Source organism: Bacteroidota bacterium (genome assembly GCA_016718825.1).
Lineage (GTDB): Bacteria > Bacteroidota > Bacteroidia > J057 > JADKCL01 > JADKCL01.
Window position 1 is genome coordinate 27,196 of the sequence record JADKCL010000040.1, and the last position, 19,556, is coordinate 46,751.

Genomic DNA, 19,556 nt, shown 5'->3' on the forward strand with positions numbered 1-19,556 from the left:
ATTTAACCCGAAGGCGCAATTGTTGCAAGTCAAATGATGATTCGTAGGAAATGGAGAATGGGGAATGCAGAATTGTGAATGGAGAATGGGAAATTGTGTTGATTCTGCGATTGGGGGGAGCGAAGGGGGCGCTCACAAAGACCGGTGTGAGCGCCCCCTTCGCTAATTTCGCCCCCTTCGCTTCCTGTACCCAATAGCGATGACGGCGCTCACACCAACGTCTGATAGCGCCGTCATCGCCAAGGGGGCGCAAACACCAACCGCTGATAGCGCCGTCATCGCCAAGTGAGCACAAAAACCCCGAAATCAAATTAGATTTTCACATTTCCGTCCGAAATGCTACCTTAGAGGGTCAGCAGATGCTGCATTCGGGAATCGCGATCGGCGTAGGACCGTGGCAGCAGTTTTTTGTGAATGATTTCGCCTGAAAAGGGCCGAAAAAGGAATGAGAGGTTGGGATTGGATTCCCTTTAAAATCAGACAATTGGTTTGTCTGACGTTGTTCGTGTTGCTCTTAAGTGGCACGGGCGGGATTCTATTCTCCCAAGTCACCGCCAATTTTACTTCGAATGTCACTTCAGGATGCAGCCCCGTAGCGGTTGTATTCAACAGTACGAGTTCCACGGGCACGATCACGAGTTGGTTCTGGGACTTTGGCAATGGCAATACCTCCACACTCCAAAATCCATCCGACATCTACAATACGCCCGGAACTTATACAGTTACATTGACTGTCACTGGCGTGGGCGGCTCTGACACGCGCACAGTTGTCAATTATATCACTGTATTCCAGAAGCCTGATGTTTTCATCGGGGCGACGCCGACTTCGGGTTGTGTGCCGTTGGGTGTGCAGTTTGCCAACAATTCGATTGCTTATCCCGGGCCCTTTACATCGTTGATTTGGGATTTTGGAGATGGCAATACGAGCAATTCGGCGAATCCACTGCATACTTACAGCGTGCCAGGCACTTACAATGTGCTGCTTTCCACCGTTGACAACAATGGCTGCTCCGCAACCAACTCGGTGCCGACAACGATCAATGTTTCCACCCCGATCAATGCCAATTTTTCCTTTGCACTTGTCGGAAGTTGTGGGGCACCGGTCACAGCAAATTTCACAGACATCAGCACGGGAACAGGTCCATTCACCTATTCTTGGGACTTTGGCGACGGTTCGCCGCTTTCCACCGCCCAAAATCCGTCCCATATCTACCTCGCCAATGGCAGCTATACGGTCACGCTGATCATTGACAATGGCGTCGGCTGCCAAGACACTTTGGTGGTGCCCAATGCGATCACGATTTCGGCGTTGAATGCGAATTTTTCCGCAGCGCCCCTTCAGGTTTGCGTCGGAGACCCGGTCGCCTTTACCGATTTGACCACGGGTGGACCGCTGGGTTGGGATTGGGACTTTGGCGATGGCGGTTCGTCGAATGCCCAAAATCCAAGCCATGCCTACGCTGCCCCGGGTTTTTACACCGTCGAATTGATCAGCACAAGAGGGCCGGGCTGCGCCGATACGGTCGTTCAAACAAATCTGATCCAAGTCTTGCCGATTCCCACAGCCAATTTTTCAGCCGCGAACAATACAGGTTGCAGCGCGCCTTTGATGGTCAATTTTACGGACTTGTCAGTCGGCGCGGTGAGTTGGCTTTGGAATTTCGGGGATGGAAATACTTCGAATTTACCTTCGCCGACACATACCTACACCGCCAATGGAACTTATTCTGTAAGCCTCACCGTGACAGGGCTCAATGGCTGTACGCATACTGTCACCCAAAACAATCTCGTGCAGATCATTCCACCCGTCGCGAATTTCAGTTTCGTGGGTATTCAGGCGGGATGTATGCCGAGGACGATTAATTTTACCAATACAAGCACAACGACATTTGGAATTTTCACCACCTACCAATGGGATTTCGGAGACGGGTCGAATTCCAACAACGTCAGCCCTAATCACACTTACACGACTCCCGGCACATGGACGGTAACGCTCATCGTCACGACCTCTGGCGGCTGCACAGACACACTTGTGATGCCTGCCTTGATCAGCACGGGACCTGATCCGCAGGCCAATTTCTCAGGTAGTCCTACAACTGTATGCTTTGGGGAACCAATATCCTTTACGGATTTATCCACGGCTGCTACGGCATGGGGCTGGACATTTGGGGATGGCGGAACGTCCAACGTACAGAATCCAACCTATACTTATACCGCGGTTGGCTGCTATACGGTGACGTTGGTGGTCGGAAACAACGGCTGCATCGATTCGCGGACGCGCAACAACTACGTCTGCGTCGAAGGGTCGGAGGCCAGTTTTACCACATCGGCAACTTTTGCCTGCGATACCCCGGCAACTTTCACGTTCACCAATACCTCCTCCGGCACGAATTTGAAGGCCTATTGGAGTTTCGGGGACGGAACGTTTGACACCATTCCAGGGCCGGTCGGTTCCGTTGTGCATGTCTACGATAGCTTTGGCGTATTCACCGTGCAACTGATTTCGGAGGATACCATGGCAGGATGTCGGGATACATTCTTCTTGACGGTCACCGTAAGCAAACCCACCGCTGGATTCACGCAGAATGCCATTTTGGGTTGTTCGCCATTTCCGGTGACGTTTACCAATACCTCAACCGGCGGAATCACTTACCAATGGACGTTTGGCGATGGTGGAAATAGCGCTGCGGCAAATCCGACACACAACTATTTGGTCGCCGGAAATTATTTGGCACAGCAAATCGTCATCGGTGCCAATGGTTGCCGCGACACGGCGGTTTCTCCCGTCCCCATCGTCGTCAATGGTGCGGTAGCCAATTTTTCAGCAGTTCCCGTGGCGACTTGTCAAAATACCGCGATCACGTTTACTGATTTGTCTACCTCCAACTCGGCTTTGACGGCTTGGTCTTGGGACTTTGGGGATGGAAGTCCGTTTGTGACGTTGCGGGGCCGTTGACGCATTCTACGCCAATCCCGGAACCTATACGGTACGGCTCAATGTCACCAACGCAGATTCTTGCAGTTCCACTTTCGCCTCTAACGTCACCATTACCCGCCCCAATGCGGCCTTCACGCAATCTGCGACAGTGCGCTGCCAGGGCGAGACGGTCAACTTCTCGGCTGCGCCCTCGACCGGAGTGGGGCCACTTACCTACGCATGGGACTTTGGCGACGGCGTAACCACTACCGGACTCAATGTCTCGCATTCCTACGCCACCCAAGACACTTTTAATGTATTGCTCGTCGTCACCGACGGCAACGGCTGCCGCGACAGCATCGTGCAGCCGATGATCATTGCACGCCCGGTAGCGGCCTTTGCAGCGATTCTCTCGACGGCAAGTTGCCCGCCGTTGCAGGCAAGTTATCAGATCACCAACTTGGTAAATATTGCGAGTTGGAGTTGGGATTTTGGCGACGGTTCGCCGATTGTCAATGGCAACGCAGCGCCTTTCCACACCTACAATACGCCTGGAACTTTTGCCGTGACGCTGATCGTGCAAACGATTACAGGTTGCGCGGATACCTTGTTAGTTCCCAATGGTGCAGTGGTAAGTGGCCCGGTCGGGACGTTCAGCTTTTCACCATCGGTGACCTGTCCGGGGCAGCCCGTCGAATTTATCATGAGCCCTGCCGGGGCCTACCTTAACTTTTGGACGTTTGGCGATGGTCAGGCGCAATTGAGTGGTGACACCGTGATCTATGCTTATTCCGGTGCGGGGACGTTTACGCCCGCCTTGTTGGTGCAGGATAGTTCGGGATGTCAACTCGCAGCACCGTCCATGGGGCCGATTCAGGTTTTGCCACCCCCGATTGCCAATTTTGGCTATTCCGATACGCTGCTTTGTCTCGCAGATACGGTTCGTTTTTCTGACAGCACGGTCTATGGGGGCGGTCCGGCCACTTTCTTGTGGACATTTGGTGACGGCGGAGTGGATTCGGTTCAAAATCCCAATCACTATTATTCGACACCAGGGATTTACCCCGTGACACTTTCCGTGACCGATACTTTGGGTTGCAGCGATCAAGACACGGTTTTGTCGGCGGTTTGGCTGATGGAATACTATGCAGGATTCGCCATCTCCGACACGGTGGTTTGCCCCAACGATGTGATCACGTTCATGGATACCTCCTACAGCGACACGACCATTGTCGCTTGGTTTTGGGATTTTGGGGACACCAATACTGCTGTCGATTCGATTGTGACGCACCAATACGCCGACACGGGTTGGTACAACGTGACACTTGTAATCACGACCGCTACGGGTTGCACCGACACAATTGTCGTGGACAGTGCCGTGCATGTCCAAATCCCGACGGGTTCATTCACGATTTCGAGTGACACGACTTGCCCGGGGATTCCGCTGCAATTCACCTTCAACGGCGGTAATTGGATTGTGCCCACTTGGTACTTTGGAAACGGGGACAGCCTCGTCGGAGGCGATACGGTCAGTTATGCTTACGGCTCGCCGGGCACCTATTCGGCGACGGTTTTGATGACCGACACGCTCGGTTGTACCGCCACCTTGCCCACGCCCTTTCCCGTGGACGTGTTGCCGCCTCCGATCGCCGCCTTTGCGGTGGACAGCTTGGTGCATTGCGATCCAGGAAATGTCAATCTCTGGGATTTGAGCACGTATTCGACGGGCGCAGCGGCCATCAATTGGGATTTTGGAGATGGAAATACGGGCACAGGTGCGCCTGCGACGCATTTTTATGCCACGCCTGGGTTATTACACGGTGACTTTGGCAGTGACGGATTTGCTCGGCTGTACCGATACCGCAATCGGTGTCGATACCGTGCGCATTCATCAGCAAATCGCCAATTTCACTTCAGATGCCACTACCGGATGTTTGCCCGTTATGATCACTTTTACCGACAGTTCGGTTTGTGATACAACGATTGCAACTTGGAACTGGATTTTTGGGGATGGCGGGACGGGTATTGATTCGGTTGTCGGGCATACCTATTCAGATACTGGATCTTATGACGTGACCTTGGTGATCACATCCTCGGTGGGTTGTGTGGATTCGGTGATATTCCCCAGCTTCATCAACATTTATTCGCCAGGTCTTCCCGCAATCTGGGCTGCCACGGTCGAAGGAGACGATCAGGTTGCCGTTGTCTTTCACAGGGATTCTTCGGCATTGTTTGGCAGTTATGAACTTTGGCGAATGAACCCTGCCGCGACCAACATCGCCACGGAACCCGTACAAAGCGATACCGTTTTGGTTGATTTGGCTTCCAACAGCCTCAATACCGCCAATCTCTACCGTCCGCAAATTGTGAGCATCTGTTTGGATTCCACGCCTTTGCCGCCGACAATTCCGCATCAGACCGTCGAATTGGCCACTTTGTCGATGGTGAATCAGGTGATGTTGATGTGGTCACCTTACGCAGGCTGGGCAAATGTGCAGCGCTACGACATTTTTGCCGTTCAAGATTATGATACAACGAACGTCACATTCTTAGGCTCGGTGGCTGGCAATCAGGCGCAGTATGTGGATACGACGGTGTATTGCGACGACTTGCGCACCTATCGCGTGCGCGCCGTGGGTACATTCCCGCAGGAGCGGTCTTGGAGCGATACGAGTGCGGCGCGGCCGATTCATCTGCCACCGACTTACATTCCGGCGATGGTCACAGCCTCCGTCCTCAACAACCAAGACATCACCGTCGAATGGAGCCCTGCCTTGTTCCCCGGTGCCGGCGGATTTGAGGTTTTCCGTTCGACGGATGCCAATACTTGGGCGTCGCAGGGAATTTTGCCCTCCGGAACGACTCAGTTTGTCGATTTGGCCGCCAATGTCAATGCCCAATCCTATTATTACCGCATCACGGTCGCAGACAGTTGCAGCTATTGGTCGCAACCTTCGGATGTCGCACGGAGCATTTTGCTGGAACTCGACGGGAGCAACGGCGTCGCCGACATGTCTTGGAATGCCTATTCGAATTGGGCAAACGGCGTGGACCGCTACGAAATGGAAGGCCGTCCGCTGAATGGCGGTGCCTGGGTTTTGATGGGAACGATGGCAGCCAATGACTTGACATTTTTGGACAATCAAGGCTTGCCCGGCGAACCGGGAACTTGCTACCGCGTGACGGCATTCGAATCCGGCGGAAATAGCGCAAGCAGCATCAGCAACGAGGTTTGCTTCACCATGGACATTTGGGTGCCCAATACCATCACCCCCAACAACGATGGCTTCAATGACGTGCTGATTGTAAGGGCCTTGGCTGGGTATCCGGGCACTGGAATCGACATCTTCAACCGTTGGGGCAATCTCGTTTACCACAACGACGACTATCAAAACGACTGGGCAGGAACCAATGGCAATACCGGCGAAACCTTGCCCGATGGGACCTATTACTGGGTTTTGCACGTGAGCGACGGTCGCACATTAAAAGGTTATGTAACGATCTTGCGATGAGAAAGTGGGCCCAACATAGCGAAAATCGGAGGATGCCGCGGCTTGCCGCAGCAACCCGGCGCATGTTGATGAAACTTGTTTCATCCCTCGTTCTCACACTCCCTCTCGCTCTCACGCTCCCACTCACACTATTTTCCCAGCAGGATCCGCACCATACACAGTACATGTTCAACGGGCTGTCGATCAATCCCGCGTATGCCGGTTCGCGGGGGACGATTTCGGGGATGCTGTTTTACAGGAACCAATGGACCGGCTTTGAGGGCGCACCTGTGACGCAGTCCTTCTCGTTTCACATGCCCACGGCCAAGAAGCGCGCTGGTTTTGGCCTCAATGTGATGAATGACAAAATTGGCTACACCAGTCAGCAATGGCTGACGGGGAGCTATGCCTTCATCATTCCCGTCAAGGAAAATGCAAGCCTTGCCCTCGGCCTCCGTGGTGGCGTGATGAATTATCGGGTGAATTGGAATGAAGTGACTGCGACCGATCTCAACGACCCGATTGTCGCAGGAAATGTTCGTTCGGTTTTGATGCCCAATGTGGGTACCGGATTGTATTTCAGCACGCCCCGCATGTACACGGGCCTCTCGATGCCCCATATTTTGAATACTCCGCTGCGGCGTTCCGATACCGGATCCGATGCCGTGGCTCGGCTTTACCGCCATGCCTACTTCACCGCCGGATACGTTTTGGGTTTGGAGAATCAGGTGCAATGGAAGCCGTCCATCCTGTTGAAATACAGTCCCGGCGCGCCTTTGGAGGTGGATGTGAACTTGATGGCTTTGATCGCAAGACGTTTTTGGATCGGGGCTTCCTGGCGCAGCGGGGATGCTGTCGCGGCCATGATCGACTTCCAAATCGCAAGACATTTGCGTTTGGGTTATGCATTTGATTATTCTATCACCGAACTTCGTAAGTTTCACAATGGTTCCCACGAACTTTTGCTGGGCTTCGAAATCTTTCCCAAAAGGGCATTGACCAAGAGTCCAAGATATTTCTGATGCGGAAGACAGCGACATATCGCCTGCGAATAAGGCCATTCAGCACGCTGATGGCGGCGGGCTTGGTATTGTTTTTGTGCTTTGGGCAATTACATGCCCAACAAAAAGGCACATTGAAGCGCGCCAACGAGGCCTTCGAGAAAATGTCTTACCTCGAGGCCATCAAATACTTCGAAAAGGCCCTCAGCAAGGGATTCGACAAAAACGGCCTCATCCGGCTTGCAGATGCCTACCGGCTGACCAACAATTCCAGAAAAGCCGCCGAAGTTTACAGCAAAGTGGTGGGTTTGAACCAAATTTTGCCCATCAACTACTTCTATTTTGCTCAAGCCCTGATGAACCAAGGCTTGTATCCGGAGGCGGCAAAATGGTTTGACCGCTATGCCAAGGCCGTGCCTCAGGATCCAAGAGGTGAGAAATTTGCGGCATCCTGTCGCACGATTGAAAGCTATTTTGCCGATACCGCTGAGATTCGCATTCGCCCTTTTCCCCACAACTCCAAAGTCGACGATTTCAGTCCGGTTTGGTACAAAGGGGGCATTCTTTTTTCATCGTCACGGTCGGAGGGAAGTGTCGTCGAATCGCGTTATGACTGGAATGGACAGCCATTTTTGGACTTGTACTATTCCAAAATGACGGGTGAAGGCGAGAAGTTTTCACGGCCTGTGCTGATCAAAGGCAAACTGAACACGCGCTTCCATGAAGCTACCTGCGCTTGGGATTCGCTCAACAGCTTGGTCTATTTCACGCGCAACAATTTCTTCGAAGGCAAGAAAACGACCGACGACAATGGCATCATGAACCTCAAGCTGTTCTATGCCGATGTTCCTCAGACTGGTCCTTGGACCAATGTACGTTCCTTGCCATTCAACAGCGATGTTTATTCGATCGGCCATCCCGCAATCATGTATGGGAGCGAATCGTTGCTGTTTATCAGCGACAAACCGGGCGGATTTGGGGGTACGGACATTTACAGGGCCAATTTTAGTGAAGATGGGTGGGCCGAACCGGTCAACCTTGGCCCCTCCGTCAATACCGCCGGCAATGAAATGTTTCCCTACTTGACGCCCGATGGGTTACTGTATTTCAGTTCGGATGGACTGGGTGGTCTCGGCGGATTGGATGTCTTTTATTGTGATCTGAATGCCAAGGAATGCATTCCGCAAAACATGGGGGCGCCCATTAACAGTTCGGCAGATGACTTTGGTTTCTTGATGTCTGGAGACCATGGTTGGGGAATGTTCTCTTCGAATCGCTTGGGCGGCTTGGGTTCAGATGATATTTATCTCCTGAAGTACGAAAAGCCATCGTGGAAGGGTGTGGTCGTGGATGCGGTGACGAAACAGCCAATCCAGGGTGTGAAAGTTGCTTTGCACCTTCCCCGTATCAATCGCCAAATCACGGCTGAAACCGATCCAAATGGCAATGTCAATTTGCTGCTGAACCGCGATGTGACCTATCAATTGGTTGCTGAGGCCGATCAGTATCGTGCAAAACGGATGGAAATTTCCACCTATGGCGCTAAAAAGGACGATCAATTGCAGGATACGATCTTTATGGAGCGTCCATCGATCATCGTCGTCACCAAGGTGCTCGATGTGAGCACGGGCTTTCCCATTACCAACGCCAAGGTGCGTATTGTCGGCAGCGACATGACCATGAAGACCGATTCGGCAGGTGAAGTAACCTTCTATTATGATCCTTATCCAGAATACGAACAACGGCCTGTGGACTGCCCTGAGCAGGAAATCGCCCAATACTGCTTCAAGTTTCAGGACGAAGGCATTCTGGATTTTGACACTTTGCAGTTGACCTACGAATGGTCTTTTGGGGACGGCACCAAGGTGCGGGAACTCGAGCCCCGGCATTGTTACCGTGGTCCGGGGACATACCACGTCGAGTTGAATTTGCTCGACCGAGCCGGCCAAGTGTTCATGAACCAAGCGACCTACGACTTGGAAGTCAGGCCGCCGGCGGGCTTGTTGATCGATGGGCCTGACACGGTGCGTGTTGGTAGTCGCGTGTCTTATGCCTCCGGACGTGCCATTCTTGATGGCTGCAGCCTTGATCAATTCCAATGGGATTTGAATTCGGGAGAAACCTTCAGCGGATTGGGATTTTCGCATGTGTTTGCGAAGCCCGGCCGGTACCGCCTGCGTCTGAATGCAAGTGGAACTGGAGACCAAGCACCCCAAGCCTGCAGCAGTTGCATGACCAAAGACATCGTCGTGTTGGAAAGCGATTGGATCAAACCCGATCGCGATTCGTTGATTTTTGCATGGTCCAAAACCCCGACAACGCCAGCGCCTAAAATCGAATGCGAACAGCAACAACCGGAAAGTTATTGCTACAATTTCTTTGACGATGGCGACCTTGCCTCCGATTCGCTGCCCTACCTCTACCATTGGGATCTGGGTGACGGCACCAAAATGCAGGGTTTGACCATCAATCATTGTTATGCACAGCCGGGAACCTATACCATCCGATTGGAGGTGGTGGATCCTTTTACGAATCGAATCGTTTCCGTGGTGAGCGAGTATGATCTCGAGGTCAAGGATTTGCGACAGGTGTATGTAGAAAGCTACGATACGGTGGCTGTGGGTACGTCAATCGAATTTGATGCATTGAAGTCGGATGTGCCGGGATGCAACATTCAGTCTGTTTCTTGGGACTTTGGAGATGGGGCGAAGGCAACCGGGGCTGTTACGATGCATGAATACACCCGTCGCGGAACTTTCCGCGTGCAAATGATCGTGCAGGGCGTTGATCCGCGCACGGGCCAAGCCTGCTCCAAATGTACCTACAAGGAGGTTCAAGTTTTGCCCGACTACCGTGGCAATGAGGTTCGGGACTCGCTGCAACAAATTGCGGAGATTGCCACTACAGGTCGCAGCATTCCTACAGGCACAGTATTGCTGGAAATCTTGAAAGAGGGTTATGGCAATCACCGCCTGAGTTTTGATCCTGGAACCAAGCCAGGAATTGTACGCGATTCGGTTTTTATGGAGAAGCCCGGTGGTCAAGGAGCTGTTATTGTAGATGTTGCTGATGAAAAGACCCGCTTGCGCCTCAAGCAGGTCACTTTGACTTTGCGGGATGCCACAACGGGCATCGAAATCGGCACCTACGATTTGGAGGAAGGTGCCATGACACTCCCGTTGGAACCCGGAAAAACCTATTCGATGGTTGCTTCCAAGCCGGGTTATTTGAATGCTGCCCAGGATGTCGGGCCGATCGAAAAGGGCAAGAAACTCACGCAAATCCACTTCGAATTGAAGCAAGCGATTGTCGGCAGCTCTTGGGTGTTCCACAATTTGTACTATGACTTCGACCGTGCAAACATTCGTCACGACGCGGCCATCGAATTGGAAAAGCTCGCAGGATTCCTCAAGGCCAATCCTAGCTTGACCATTGAGCTGGGTTCGCATACCGACGTGCGCGGGAGCGATGCCTACAACCTCGAATTGTCACAAAACAGGGCCAATTCGGCTGTGGAATACCTCAAAACACGTGGAATTTCAGGGCAATCGCATTGTGCCACGTGGTTATGGCGAGCAAAAACTAACCAACCGTTGCGAAGATGGTGTGACTTGCAGCGAAGCACAGCACCAAGAAAATCGCCGCACAGAAATCACCATTTTGGGTTTGAAGGATCCGATTTATTCACAGGCAAGAAAAGTCGAGGACATCTGGGGAACCGTATCGCTCAGCATTCCTTCGACGCCGCAGTTTTCGGGACCGTTTACCATTTTGGTGGGTACCTATGTGCGAGAGAAAGACCCTGCCTTTTTCCAGGCATTGGACGGAAAATTTGCTGTCACGGGCAAAAAAGTCGACGGATTCTGGGAATATACCACCGGAAGTTATCCTGACTATGCAGCTGCCAAGGCAGACCTCCCCAAAGTCATCGGCAACGGATTTGCACATGCGAGCATTCTGGCCACCCCCGTTTATACGTTGGGTGCGACGGCAGCCATGGATGTTGTGCCTGCGACGGAGCCCACAGCGGATGTCACCCCCAATCCGAGCACTGAAATTTTCTATTCCGTGCAGGTAGCGGTAGCAGGACGCACGGTACAACCCAATTTCTTTGAAAGCTTCGGAGACTACAAGGATGGCCTATTTGAAAAGCAAATCGAAGGCAGGCGTGTATTCTTTGTTGGAAAATACAAAACAGAGCAAGAAGCGATCAAGCACCTGAGCAAAATTCGGAGGACGGGTCACAGCGATGCTTTCCTCGTGCATTTCGACAAGGGCAAAAAATCGAATCTGAACAAAATCGGCTCGAATTGACGACCGAATATTGGCGGCACAGCGTGCTTTGCGTTGAACACTATCCGTCGATTTAGACGCAAAGAGCAGCATAGGTTTCGCCCCGCTCGCGGGACAGGCACCGAGGCGCAAAGTCAAACCAAGGTTGCAATGGCGCAAAATCCCTTCAATCGCTGATTTCTTCCCGCGGCCCCCATTTAAACGCAAAGAGCCGCGAAAGTTTCGCCCCGCTCGCGGGAACAGACGCCGAGCCCCAAAGACAAACGAAGGCGCCAGATTCAAGAAATTGCGTAGCGCCTAACGCTCAACGCTCAACGCTCAACTCTCAACTCTCCACAGCTCAAATCCAAATTCTCAATTGGCTGCGCTGAACTTCGTTTCTCAGCTTCGCTGAACCCTTCGGGTTTCTCAATTAGCTGCGCTGAACTTCGTTTCTCAATTAGCTTCGCTGAACTTCGTTTCTCAATTCTCAATTCTCAATTCTCAATTCGCCCCACCCGCCTAACCATTCACCCCAAAAACCCTCATTAGGCCACATTTAAGCACATCAGGCCACTTCTTTAAGATTTTGTTCATCTATCCCTGCAAATTCAATTTCGATTTCAGAATCAAGTTTTTCGGTCATTCAAATTGAGTTCGTGTATGGAAAATGTCGTTGACGCCCGTTATGGTCTTCGTTCCCATGTGTTGGGATGCTGTTTGCTTTTGCTGCTTTCGCTTTTGCTTTGGAATCCGACAAGGGGCCAGAATTTCTATTCCTACGGCGGAACCATCCCCAACAACACGACCAACAATTTCTTCACGAAGACGGTGTCCGGCGTGGGCAGTTTGACGGGAGCCAACAAGCTCGCCAGGGTCTGTTTGTCCATTACCCAGCCCGTAGCCGGCGACATTGATGTCTATTTGACCAGCCCCGCAGGCACAACGGTGATGCTCTCGACCGACAATGGTGGCAGTTCGGGCAACGACTACCATACCGGCATTTGCTTCAGCGAATGTGGTCCGAGCGGGTCCATCAGCGGTGCCAATGACTTTCTGGGCGTTTATACCCCCGAGCAATCGATGGCAGCCTTCAACAATGGTCAGAATGCAAACGGCGTCTGGACCCTGCGCGTTGACGACGATGCAGCAACGGGTGCGAGTGGCACACTCAATTACTGGTCCTTGGATTTTGGCACCACGACGATGCCGACTTCGCCCACCGGGCAGACCTGTGGATCGGCCTATCCCCTTACCAATTTGCCCTATACACATACATGCCATACGCTCGCCGGTTCGGTCAATAACTACACCAACGGTGCCTGCAACAACCATATGGATGGCTCCGAATACGTGTTCGCCTACACCCCGACGACGACCGACGAATACTTGAGCATGGACATCGCGCAGGATTTTGGGGCTCCGTCGGGCTTCCCGACCATCAATCTGCTGGATACCTGCCCCAATTTTGCGCAGCCGGTCAATTGTATCGCCACTGAAATTCAATTCTCCAGCACAGAAAACATCTTGCATATCACTTCGCAGCCCCTCACACTTGGCAAACACTATTATATCGTGGTTTCTTCGACGTCGGGCGAAGGCGGCGACTATGATGTGCGCATTGCCATGGGCCGCAACGGCAACAGCAATTGCTTGAATGCCACCAATATCAATTCCGAGGGCGAATATGCCGGCAACAACTATGCGGCACCCGGCGGCAATACGCAGGCACCCGGCACGGGCGAAATGACCTGCAACGGTTCGATCGACAATTTCATTTTTTACACCTTCACCACCGACAATTCCGGCAATACGGTCCATGCAAGCATCACCGACATTGCTTGCAACCTCTCTTGTGGCGGTTCTTGCGGCGTGCAAGTTGCCTTGTTTGCTGCCCCGGTCGGTGGAGCTTGCCTCGGCAGCGGCACTTGGGGCGCCCCGGTTTTCTGCGGTACCTCCACATTGACCAATGCCTACTATTCCTGGTCAGGTCTGTTGCCCAATACCCAGTATTATTTGATGGTCGACGGAACCGCGGGTTCGCAATGCGTGTGGAACCTGCGCCTGCAAGACGGCATCAGCACGGTATTCCTGCCGGTCGATTTTCGCGAAATTTCCGTGGTCAATGAAGGCAGCAACGACATCGTCACATGGAAAACCGCTCAAGAAGTCAATGTCGATTATTTTGAGGTCGAACATGCCATGGAAATGCCCGATTTTCAGTCTATTGGAAGGGTTCGGACGGCAGGCAGCCCACAATCGGAGGCTTCCTATTCGTTTTCTCACCCGAATGTGGCGCCGGGTTGGCATTACTACCGCATCAAAAATGTCGATTTCAACGGTGAGTTTTCCTATTCGGAGGTTGCCAAAGTTTGGATTGCGCAGAATGGTGATTTCTACGAATTGTTTCCGAATCCTGCGCAGTCCATGCTGAACCTCAGGTTTGTCGCCGAAGGAAATCGTACCGTGAGTCTGCAGGGATTGAGCGGAAATACGATTCGCCAATTCGAATTGACGGGCGATGGCAGCCTCGCAGCCATGCCGATCGACGTTGCCGACTTGCAGGCAGGCGTTTATTTTCTGAAAATCCAGTCTCCGAATGGTGAAACCAAGGTTTTGAAGTTCGTGAAGCTTTGATCCACAACGGATCGGGTAAAAGATTTTGGGTGTTTGATGATTCTGAAAGGCAAAGGCCCGCGAAATCTCGCGGGCCTTTTGCAATCAAGTTGGTGGGTTGGATTTTGTCAGCGTAGGATGCTGAACCTCAAAGATTGGGATTCCTCGGATCCAATGACTTTGAGGATGTAGTTTCCAGTGGACCAATTCGAAACGTCATGGCTCCATGTTCCGTTTCCGCTGCTCCAGTGGCCGCTATGGATCATCTTTCCATTTGTATCGAAGATGTTGATCTCCAATTCGTACGATGCAGCCGTGGATAGGCGGACTTCGGTGGTCGCCGGATTGGGCCAGAGTTGGAGTTCCATCTCAACCCTAGGATCGGCGGCCACCAATTCCTCGGTCGTAAAGCTCCAAGCCGCGGTATAGGCCGAATTTCCAGCCACATTCGTGGCACGGACGCGCCAGAAGTATGTGGTGCCATTCGTCAGCGGACCAATGTTCACGGTACTTGCCGTCACGCTGCCGCTGTTGAGACCTGTGAGGAAGTTCGCATCCGTTGCATATTCCCAATCATAGCCTGTCGCGCCTGCAACATCGCTCCAATCCAAGGTCACCGAGGCAATCGCCACGTTGGTCGCGCCATCCGATGGGCTGATGTGGACAGGGATTGCTGGAATCGCAACGATGGTTGTGAAGCTCCAAGCAGTCGTGTACACCGAATTGCCAGCACCATTCGTTGCACGGACGCGCCAGTAGTATGTGGTGCCATTCGACAGCGGACCAATGTTTACGGTACTTGCTGTCACGTTGCCACTTACAATCCCTGTCAAGAAGGCGGGGTCGGTGGTGTATTGCCATTCATATCCTGTCGCACCCGCAACATCGCTCCAATCCAAGGTCACCGAGGCGATCGCCACGTTGGTCGCACCATCTGATGGGCTGATGTGGACCGGAACGGTTGGAATTGCGAGCGTTGTGAAGTTCCAAGCTGCCGAGTACGCCGAGTTGCCGGCACCGTTCGTGGCACGAACTCTCCAGTAATAGGTGGTATTGTTCGACAAGGGACCAATGTTTGCGGTGCTGCTGACCACAGAACCGCTGACCACGCCCGTCAAAAAGGCTGGATCCGTCGAATATTGCCAATCGTATCCGGTTGCGACCGTAATGTCGTTCCAATCCAAGGTCACAGAAGCGGCCGCAAGCCCTGTGGCACCATTCGCCGGACTCACATGTACCGGCACGGCGGGCGCACCCAATGTTGTGAAGCTCCAAGCCGTGGAATAGGCTGAGTTGCCAGCGCCATTCGTTGCACGAACTCTCCAGTAATAGGTGGTATTGTTCGACAAGGGACCAATGTTTGCGGTGCTGCTGACCACAGAACCGCTGACCACGCCCGTCAAAAAGGCCGGATCCGTCGAATATTGCCAATCGTATCCTGTTGCGACCGTGATGTCGTTCCAATCCAAGGTCACGGAAGCGGCCGCAAGCCCTGTGGCACCATTCGCCGGACTCACATGTACCGGCACGGCAGGCGCACCCAATGTTGTGAAGCTCCAGGCTGTCGTATAGGCCGAATTGCCGGCACCGTTCGTGGCACGAACTCTCCAGTAATAGGTGGTATTGTTCGACAGGGCCGATTGTTACCGTGCTGCTGACCACAGAACCGCTGACCACGCCCGTCAAGAAGGCTGGATCCGTCGAATATTGCCAATCATATCCTGTTGCGACCGTGATGTCGTTCCAATCCAAGGTCACAGAAGCGGCCGCAAGCCCTGTGGCGCCATTCGCCGGACTCACATGTACAGGCACAGCAGGCGCGCCCAATGTTGTGAAGCTCCAAGCCGTGGTATAGGCTGAGTTGCCGGCACCATTCGTTGCGCGAACTCTCCAGTAATAAGTAGTTCCATTCGCCAACGGCCCGATTGTTACCGTGCTGCTGACCACAGAACCGTTGACCACACCCGTCAAAAAGGCCGGATCCGTCGAATATTGCCAATCATATCCCGTCGCGACCGTGATGTCGTTCCAATCCAAGGTCACAGATGCGGCCGCAAGCCCTGTGGCACCATTCGCCGGACTCACATGTACCGGCACAGCGGGCGCACCCAATGTTGTGAAGCTCCAAGCCGTCGTATAAGCCGAATTTCCGGCACCATTTGTGGCGCGGACTCTCCAATAATAAGTAGTGCCAGTTGACAGTGGACCGATGTTGGCTGTGCTCACGCCGACCGTTGCGGTTGTGACCCCCGTCAAAAAGGCTGGATCCGTCGAATATTGGTAATCATAGCCCGTGGCGCCGACCATGTCGTTCCAATCCAGTGTCACAGAGGCGGCTGCGAGTCCCGTGGCCCCATTCGCGGGACTTACATGCACAGGAACGGCAGGAATGGCCAAGGTCGTGAAGCTCCAAGTGGCCGAATATACCGAGTTGCCGGAGCTGTTCACCGAGCGGATATGCCAATAGTAAGTCGTGCCTGCTGTCAAAGGACCAATGTTCTGGTTGCTGCTGCCGGAGGTGCCGCTCACCAATCCGACCGTAAAGCCTGCATTCGTGGCATATTCCCATTGATAACTTGCGGCATCTGTCGCATCGTTCCAGTCCAAGGTCACCGAATTGGGAAGGATGCCCGTGCTCAGATTCGCAGGGCTCACATGCACCGGCTGGGCAGGAATGGCCAAGGTCGTGAAGGAGAAATTGCCGGACCAAGCGGAGAAATAGATACCGTCCGTCGAGCGGATATGCCAATAATAAGTGGTCCCCGGCAAAAGTCCGCCAATGTTCGTCGTGGACGTTACGCTTGTTCCGCTGGTGACGCCGACCGTGAAGCTCGGGTCAGTGCTCCATTGGAATTCGTAGCCGGTTGCCCAGGTTTCGTCGGTCCAATCCAGCGTAATCGATGCAATGAGCTGATTCAGCGCGGCATTCGCAGGAGAAGTCAAAGTCGGTACATTCGGAATCGGATGCGTGGTGAAGCTCCAAGTCACCGACCAACTGCTCCATGTGGTGCCATCCCAAACGCGAACCTGCCAATAATAAATAGTATTGGGGAGCAAACCTGTGGCGTTGCCATTGGAAGCGCCGGAAGTGCCGGTGGTGACACCTGTCAAAAAGTTGGGGTCAGTGCTCCATTGGAATTCGTAGGTAACGGCTCCCGTGACATCGCTCCAATCGAGCAGGAGGGAAGGGTAAAGTTGATTGACGACGCCATTGGTCGGGCCGACAGGAACCGGCGTGCCAAGTGGTGCCACCGTCGTAAAGCTCCAAGGATTGGACCAAGCCGATACAATGCTGCCGTTCAAGCTGCGGACTTGCCAGTAATAGGTTGTCGAATTCAACAATCCGGCGGTTGCAACGCTCGAACCTACCACCGTGCCCGTCACCGGACTTGTCATGCTGGGGGACGTGCTGTAACGGTATTCGTAGTAGGTGGCATCCGTGGCATTGTTCCAATCCAATGTGACGATTAGCGGTTGGCTGCTCGCGCCATCGGCAGGGGAAACATGCACCGGCACCGCGGGGTTGGGGATGGGGGTGCTGCCCGTGCTAAAAGCCCTTGTGGTCCAAGCCGTGGTATCCACGTTATTGATTGCTCTGACGCGCCAGAAATACCAGCGGTTGGTGAGCAATCCGCCTGTGCCATGTTGCGTGTCGCTGTTGCTGCTCACCGTATTGATATAGCCTTTGTTGGCGGTGATGAGCGATGGCGAATTGAATTGATTGGTCGTATCGATCTGGACTTGGTAAAAGCCGATTCCATGGTGGGAGGCCCAGTCTACGTTGATGCCGGCGGTGTTGATGTTCAGTGCATTGTCTGCTGGCGAACTCAGCGCGACGTAGTCTCGTGTGCTGAAATTCCAAGGTGTGGCCCACGCGGAGGTATCCACCGCATTCCTTGCACGCACACGCCAGTAGTAGGTCTTGCCGAAGTAGATATTGGTCAGATACTCATCGGTATCGGTGTTGGAACTACTGCTGTTGATATAGCCATCGGTGCTTTGACGCAAAGCCGGACTGTTGAAGGTGTTGACCGTGTCGGCTTGCATATCGTAGAAGCTCACGCCTAAATGGGTGCTCCAATCCAGGTTGATGCCAGCCCACCAGTTTGTGCCTGTGACGGGACTCGACATCACGACGTCGTTGCGCGTGGTAAAAGTCCATGGCGTGCTCCAAGCGCAGGTATCCACGGCATTCCTTGCCCGTACCCGCCAGTAATAGGTCTTCCCGAAGTAGAGATTCGTCAGAAATTCATCGGTATCGGTGTTGGAACTACTCGAATTGATATAGCCATCGGTGGACTGCCGCAAGGCCGGCGAATTGAAATTGGGTGTCGTGTCGGCTTGCATATCGTAGAACCCAACGCCTACGTGGGTAGTCCAATCCAGCGTGACGCCGGTCCAGACGGAACTGCCGTTGGTTGGCGAACTCATCGTGACATAATCGCGGGTCGTGAAGGTCCGCGGACCGGTCCAAGAAGAGGTATCCACGGCGTTTCTGACGCGAACGCGCCAGTAATAGGTTTTTCCGAAAAAGAGATTCGGCAAATACTCATCGGTGTCTGTGTTGGCGCTGCTGCTGTTGATATAGCCATCGGTCGATTGTTTGAGTGCCGGCGAATTGAAGCTCAAGCTTGTATCTGCTTGCAGGTCGTAAAAGCTGACGCCCGTGTGGTTGTTCCAATCCAGTGTGATCCCTACCCAGTAGTTTGTGCCATCGTTCGTGGCCAGCGTCACGCCGTCCAAGGTCGTGAAGGTTCGTGTGGCACTCCAAGCCGAGGTGTCTCCGGCAATGTAGGCCCGCACCCGCCAATGATAGGTCTGCCCGAAGCGCAAATTTCCGAAGTTGTGCTGCGTGTCGGAATTGGCTGAGGAGGAGTTGATATAGCCCTTCGTCACGAGCTGCATCGCCGACGAATTGAAGGTCCCGACTTGGTCCACCTGCAATTGGTAGGCCTGCGAAGCAGACACGGCATTCCAGTCAATGGTCACGCCCACGAAAATGTTGGTCGCACCGTCTGTCGGACTCGATTGTGCCGGCGTATTCCAGGCAAGCACCCTCGTTGCTGCCAAAAAACAAACTAAAAGGGTCAACAAGCTTCTTTTCATATTTTCATGATTGAATTCATGCCCAATTCTACGACCATGAACCCCAACCTTATTTTGAAATAGCTATATTTGAGAAGGTTTTTAGTGTGAGTTAGAAATTGGATATGAGCAATATATTTGATTATCAATAGAATATGTTTTAAAAGTGTGAGT

The 19,556-nt window shown here is 53.1% G+C and carries 9 protein-coding genes; 7 read left to right on the forward strand and 2 right to left on the reverse strand.

The genetic code is table 11. The features are described from left to right. Window positions 1-505: 505 nt before the first annotated feature. The 7 genes from IPN95_26415 to IPN95_26445 all read left to right on the forward strand — a co-directional run bounded on the left by IPN95_26415 (window position 506) and on the right by IPN95_26445 (window position 14,318). Complete coding sequence (locus IPN95_26415) at window positions 506-2,956, forward strand: PKD domain-containing protein (protein ID MBK9452892.1); 2,451 nt, start codon at window positions 506-508, stop codon at window positions 2,954-2,956. A gap of 130 nt (window positions 2,957-3,086) precedes the next feature. Next, window positions 3,087-4,892, forward strand: a complete 1,806-nt coding sequence (locus tag IPN95_26420; protein ID MBK9452893.1) for a PKD domain-containing protein — start codon at window positions 3,087-3,089, stop codon at window positions 4,890-4,892. Continuing rightward, a complete protein-coding gene (locus IPN95_26425; GenBank protein ID MBK9452894.1) occupies window positions 4,861-6,429 on the forward strand; it encodes a gliding motility-associated C-terminal domain-containing protein in 1,569 nt (522 codons plus the stop codon). Before IPN95_26420 ends, IPN95_26425 begins: the two co-directional genes overlap by 32 nt. Further along, window positions 6,426-7,430, forward strand: a complete 1,005-nt coding sequence (locus IPN95_26430) for a type IX secretion system membrane protein PorP/SprF (GenBank protein MBK9452895.1) — start codon at window positions 6,426-6,428, stop codon at window positions 7,428-7,430. Before IPN95_26425 ends, IPN95_26430 begins: the two co-directional genes overlap by 4 nt. Next, on the forward strand, window positions 7,430-11,302 hold the full coding sequence (locus tag IPN95_26435) for a PKD domain-containing protein (protein ID MBK9452896.1): 3,873 nt from the start codon (window positions 7,430-7,432) through the stop codon (window positions 11,300-11,302). The genes IPN95_26430 and IPN95_26435 overlap by 1 nt, the downstream gene beginning before the upstream one ends. After that, the gene (locus IPN95_26440; protein MBK9452897.1) at window positions 11,229-11,723 is read left to right on the forward strand and encodes a hypothetical protein; all 495 of its coding nucleotides are present in this window, start codon (window positions 11,229-11,231) and stop codon (window positions 11,721-11,723) included. Before IPN95_26435 ends, IPN95_26440 begins: the two co-directional genes overlap by 74 nt. A gap of 621 nt (window positions 11,724-12,344) precedes the next feature. Then, window positions 12,345-14,318, forward strand: a complete 1,974-nt coding sequence (locus tag IPN95_26445) for a proprotein convertase P-domain-containing protein (protein MBK9452898.1) — start codon at window positions 12,345-12,347, stop codon at window positions 14,316-14,318. Window positions 14,319-14,425: 107 nt separating this feature from the next. On the opposite strand, the gene IPN95_26450 is transcribed toward IPN95_26445, so the two are convergent. Both IPN95_26450 and IPN95_26455 read right to left on the reverse strand, forming a co-directional pair. Continuing rightward, a complete protein-coding gene (locus IPN95_26450) occupies window positions 14,426-15,217 on the reverse strand; it encodes a T9SS type A sorting domain-containing protein (protein MBK9452899.1) in 792 nt (263 codons plus the stop codon). Next, window positions 15,159-19,403, reverse strand: a complete 4,245-nt coding sequence (locus tag IPN95_26455) for a hypothetical protein (protein MBK9452900.1) — start codon at window positions 19,401-19,403, stop codon at window positions 15,159-15,161. Before IPN95_26455 ends, IPN95_26450 begins: the two co-directional genes overlap by 59 nt. Window positions 19,404-19,556: the final 153 nt, after the last annotated feature.

Bases quoted from the DNA above. Each gene is read 5' to 3' on its own strand.
- IPN95_26425 (MBK9452894.1), top strand. From the start codon at position 4,861: ATGATCACTTTTACCGACAGTTCGGTTTGTGATACAACGATTGCAACT.
- IPN95_26430 (MBK9452895.1), top strand. From the start codon at position 6,426: ATGAGAAAGTGGGCCCAACATAGCGAAAATCGGAGGATGCCGCGGCTT.
- IPN95_26435 (MBK9452896.1), top strand. From the start codon at position 7,430: ATGCGGAAGACAGCGACATATCGCCTGCGAATAAGGCCATTCAGCACG.
- IPN95_26445 (MBK9452898.1), top strand. From the start codon at position 12,345: ATGGAAAATGTCGTTGACGCCCGTTATGGTCTTCGTTCCCATGTGTTG.
- IPN95_26455 (MBK9452900.1), bottom strand. From the start codon at position 19,403: ATGAAAAGAAGCTTGTTGACCCTTTTAGTTTGTTTTTTGGCAGCAACG.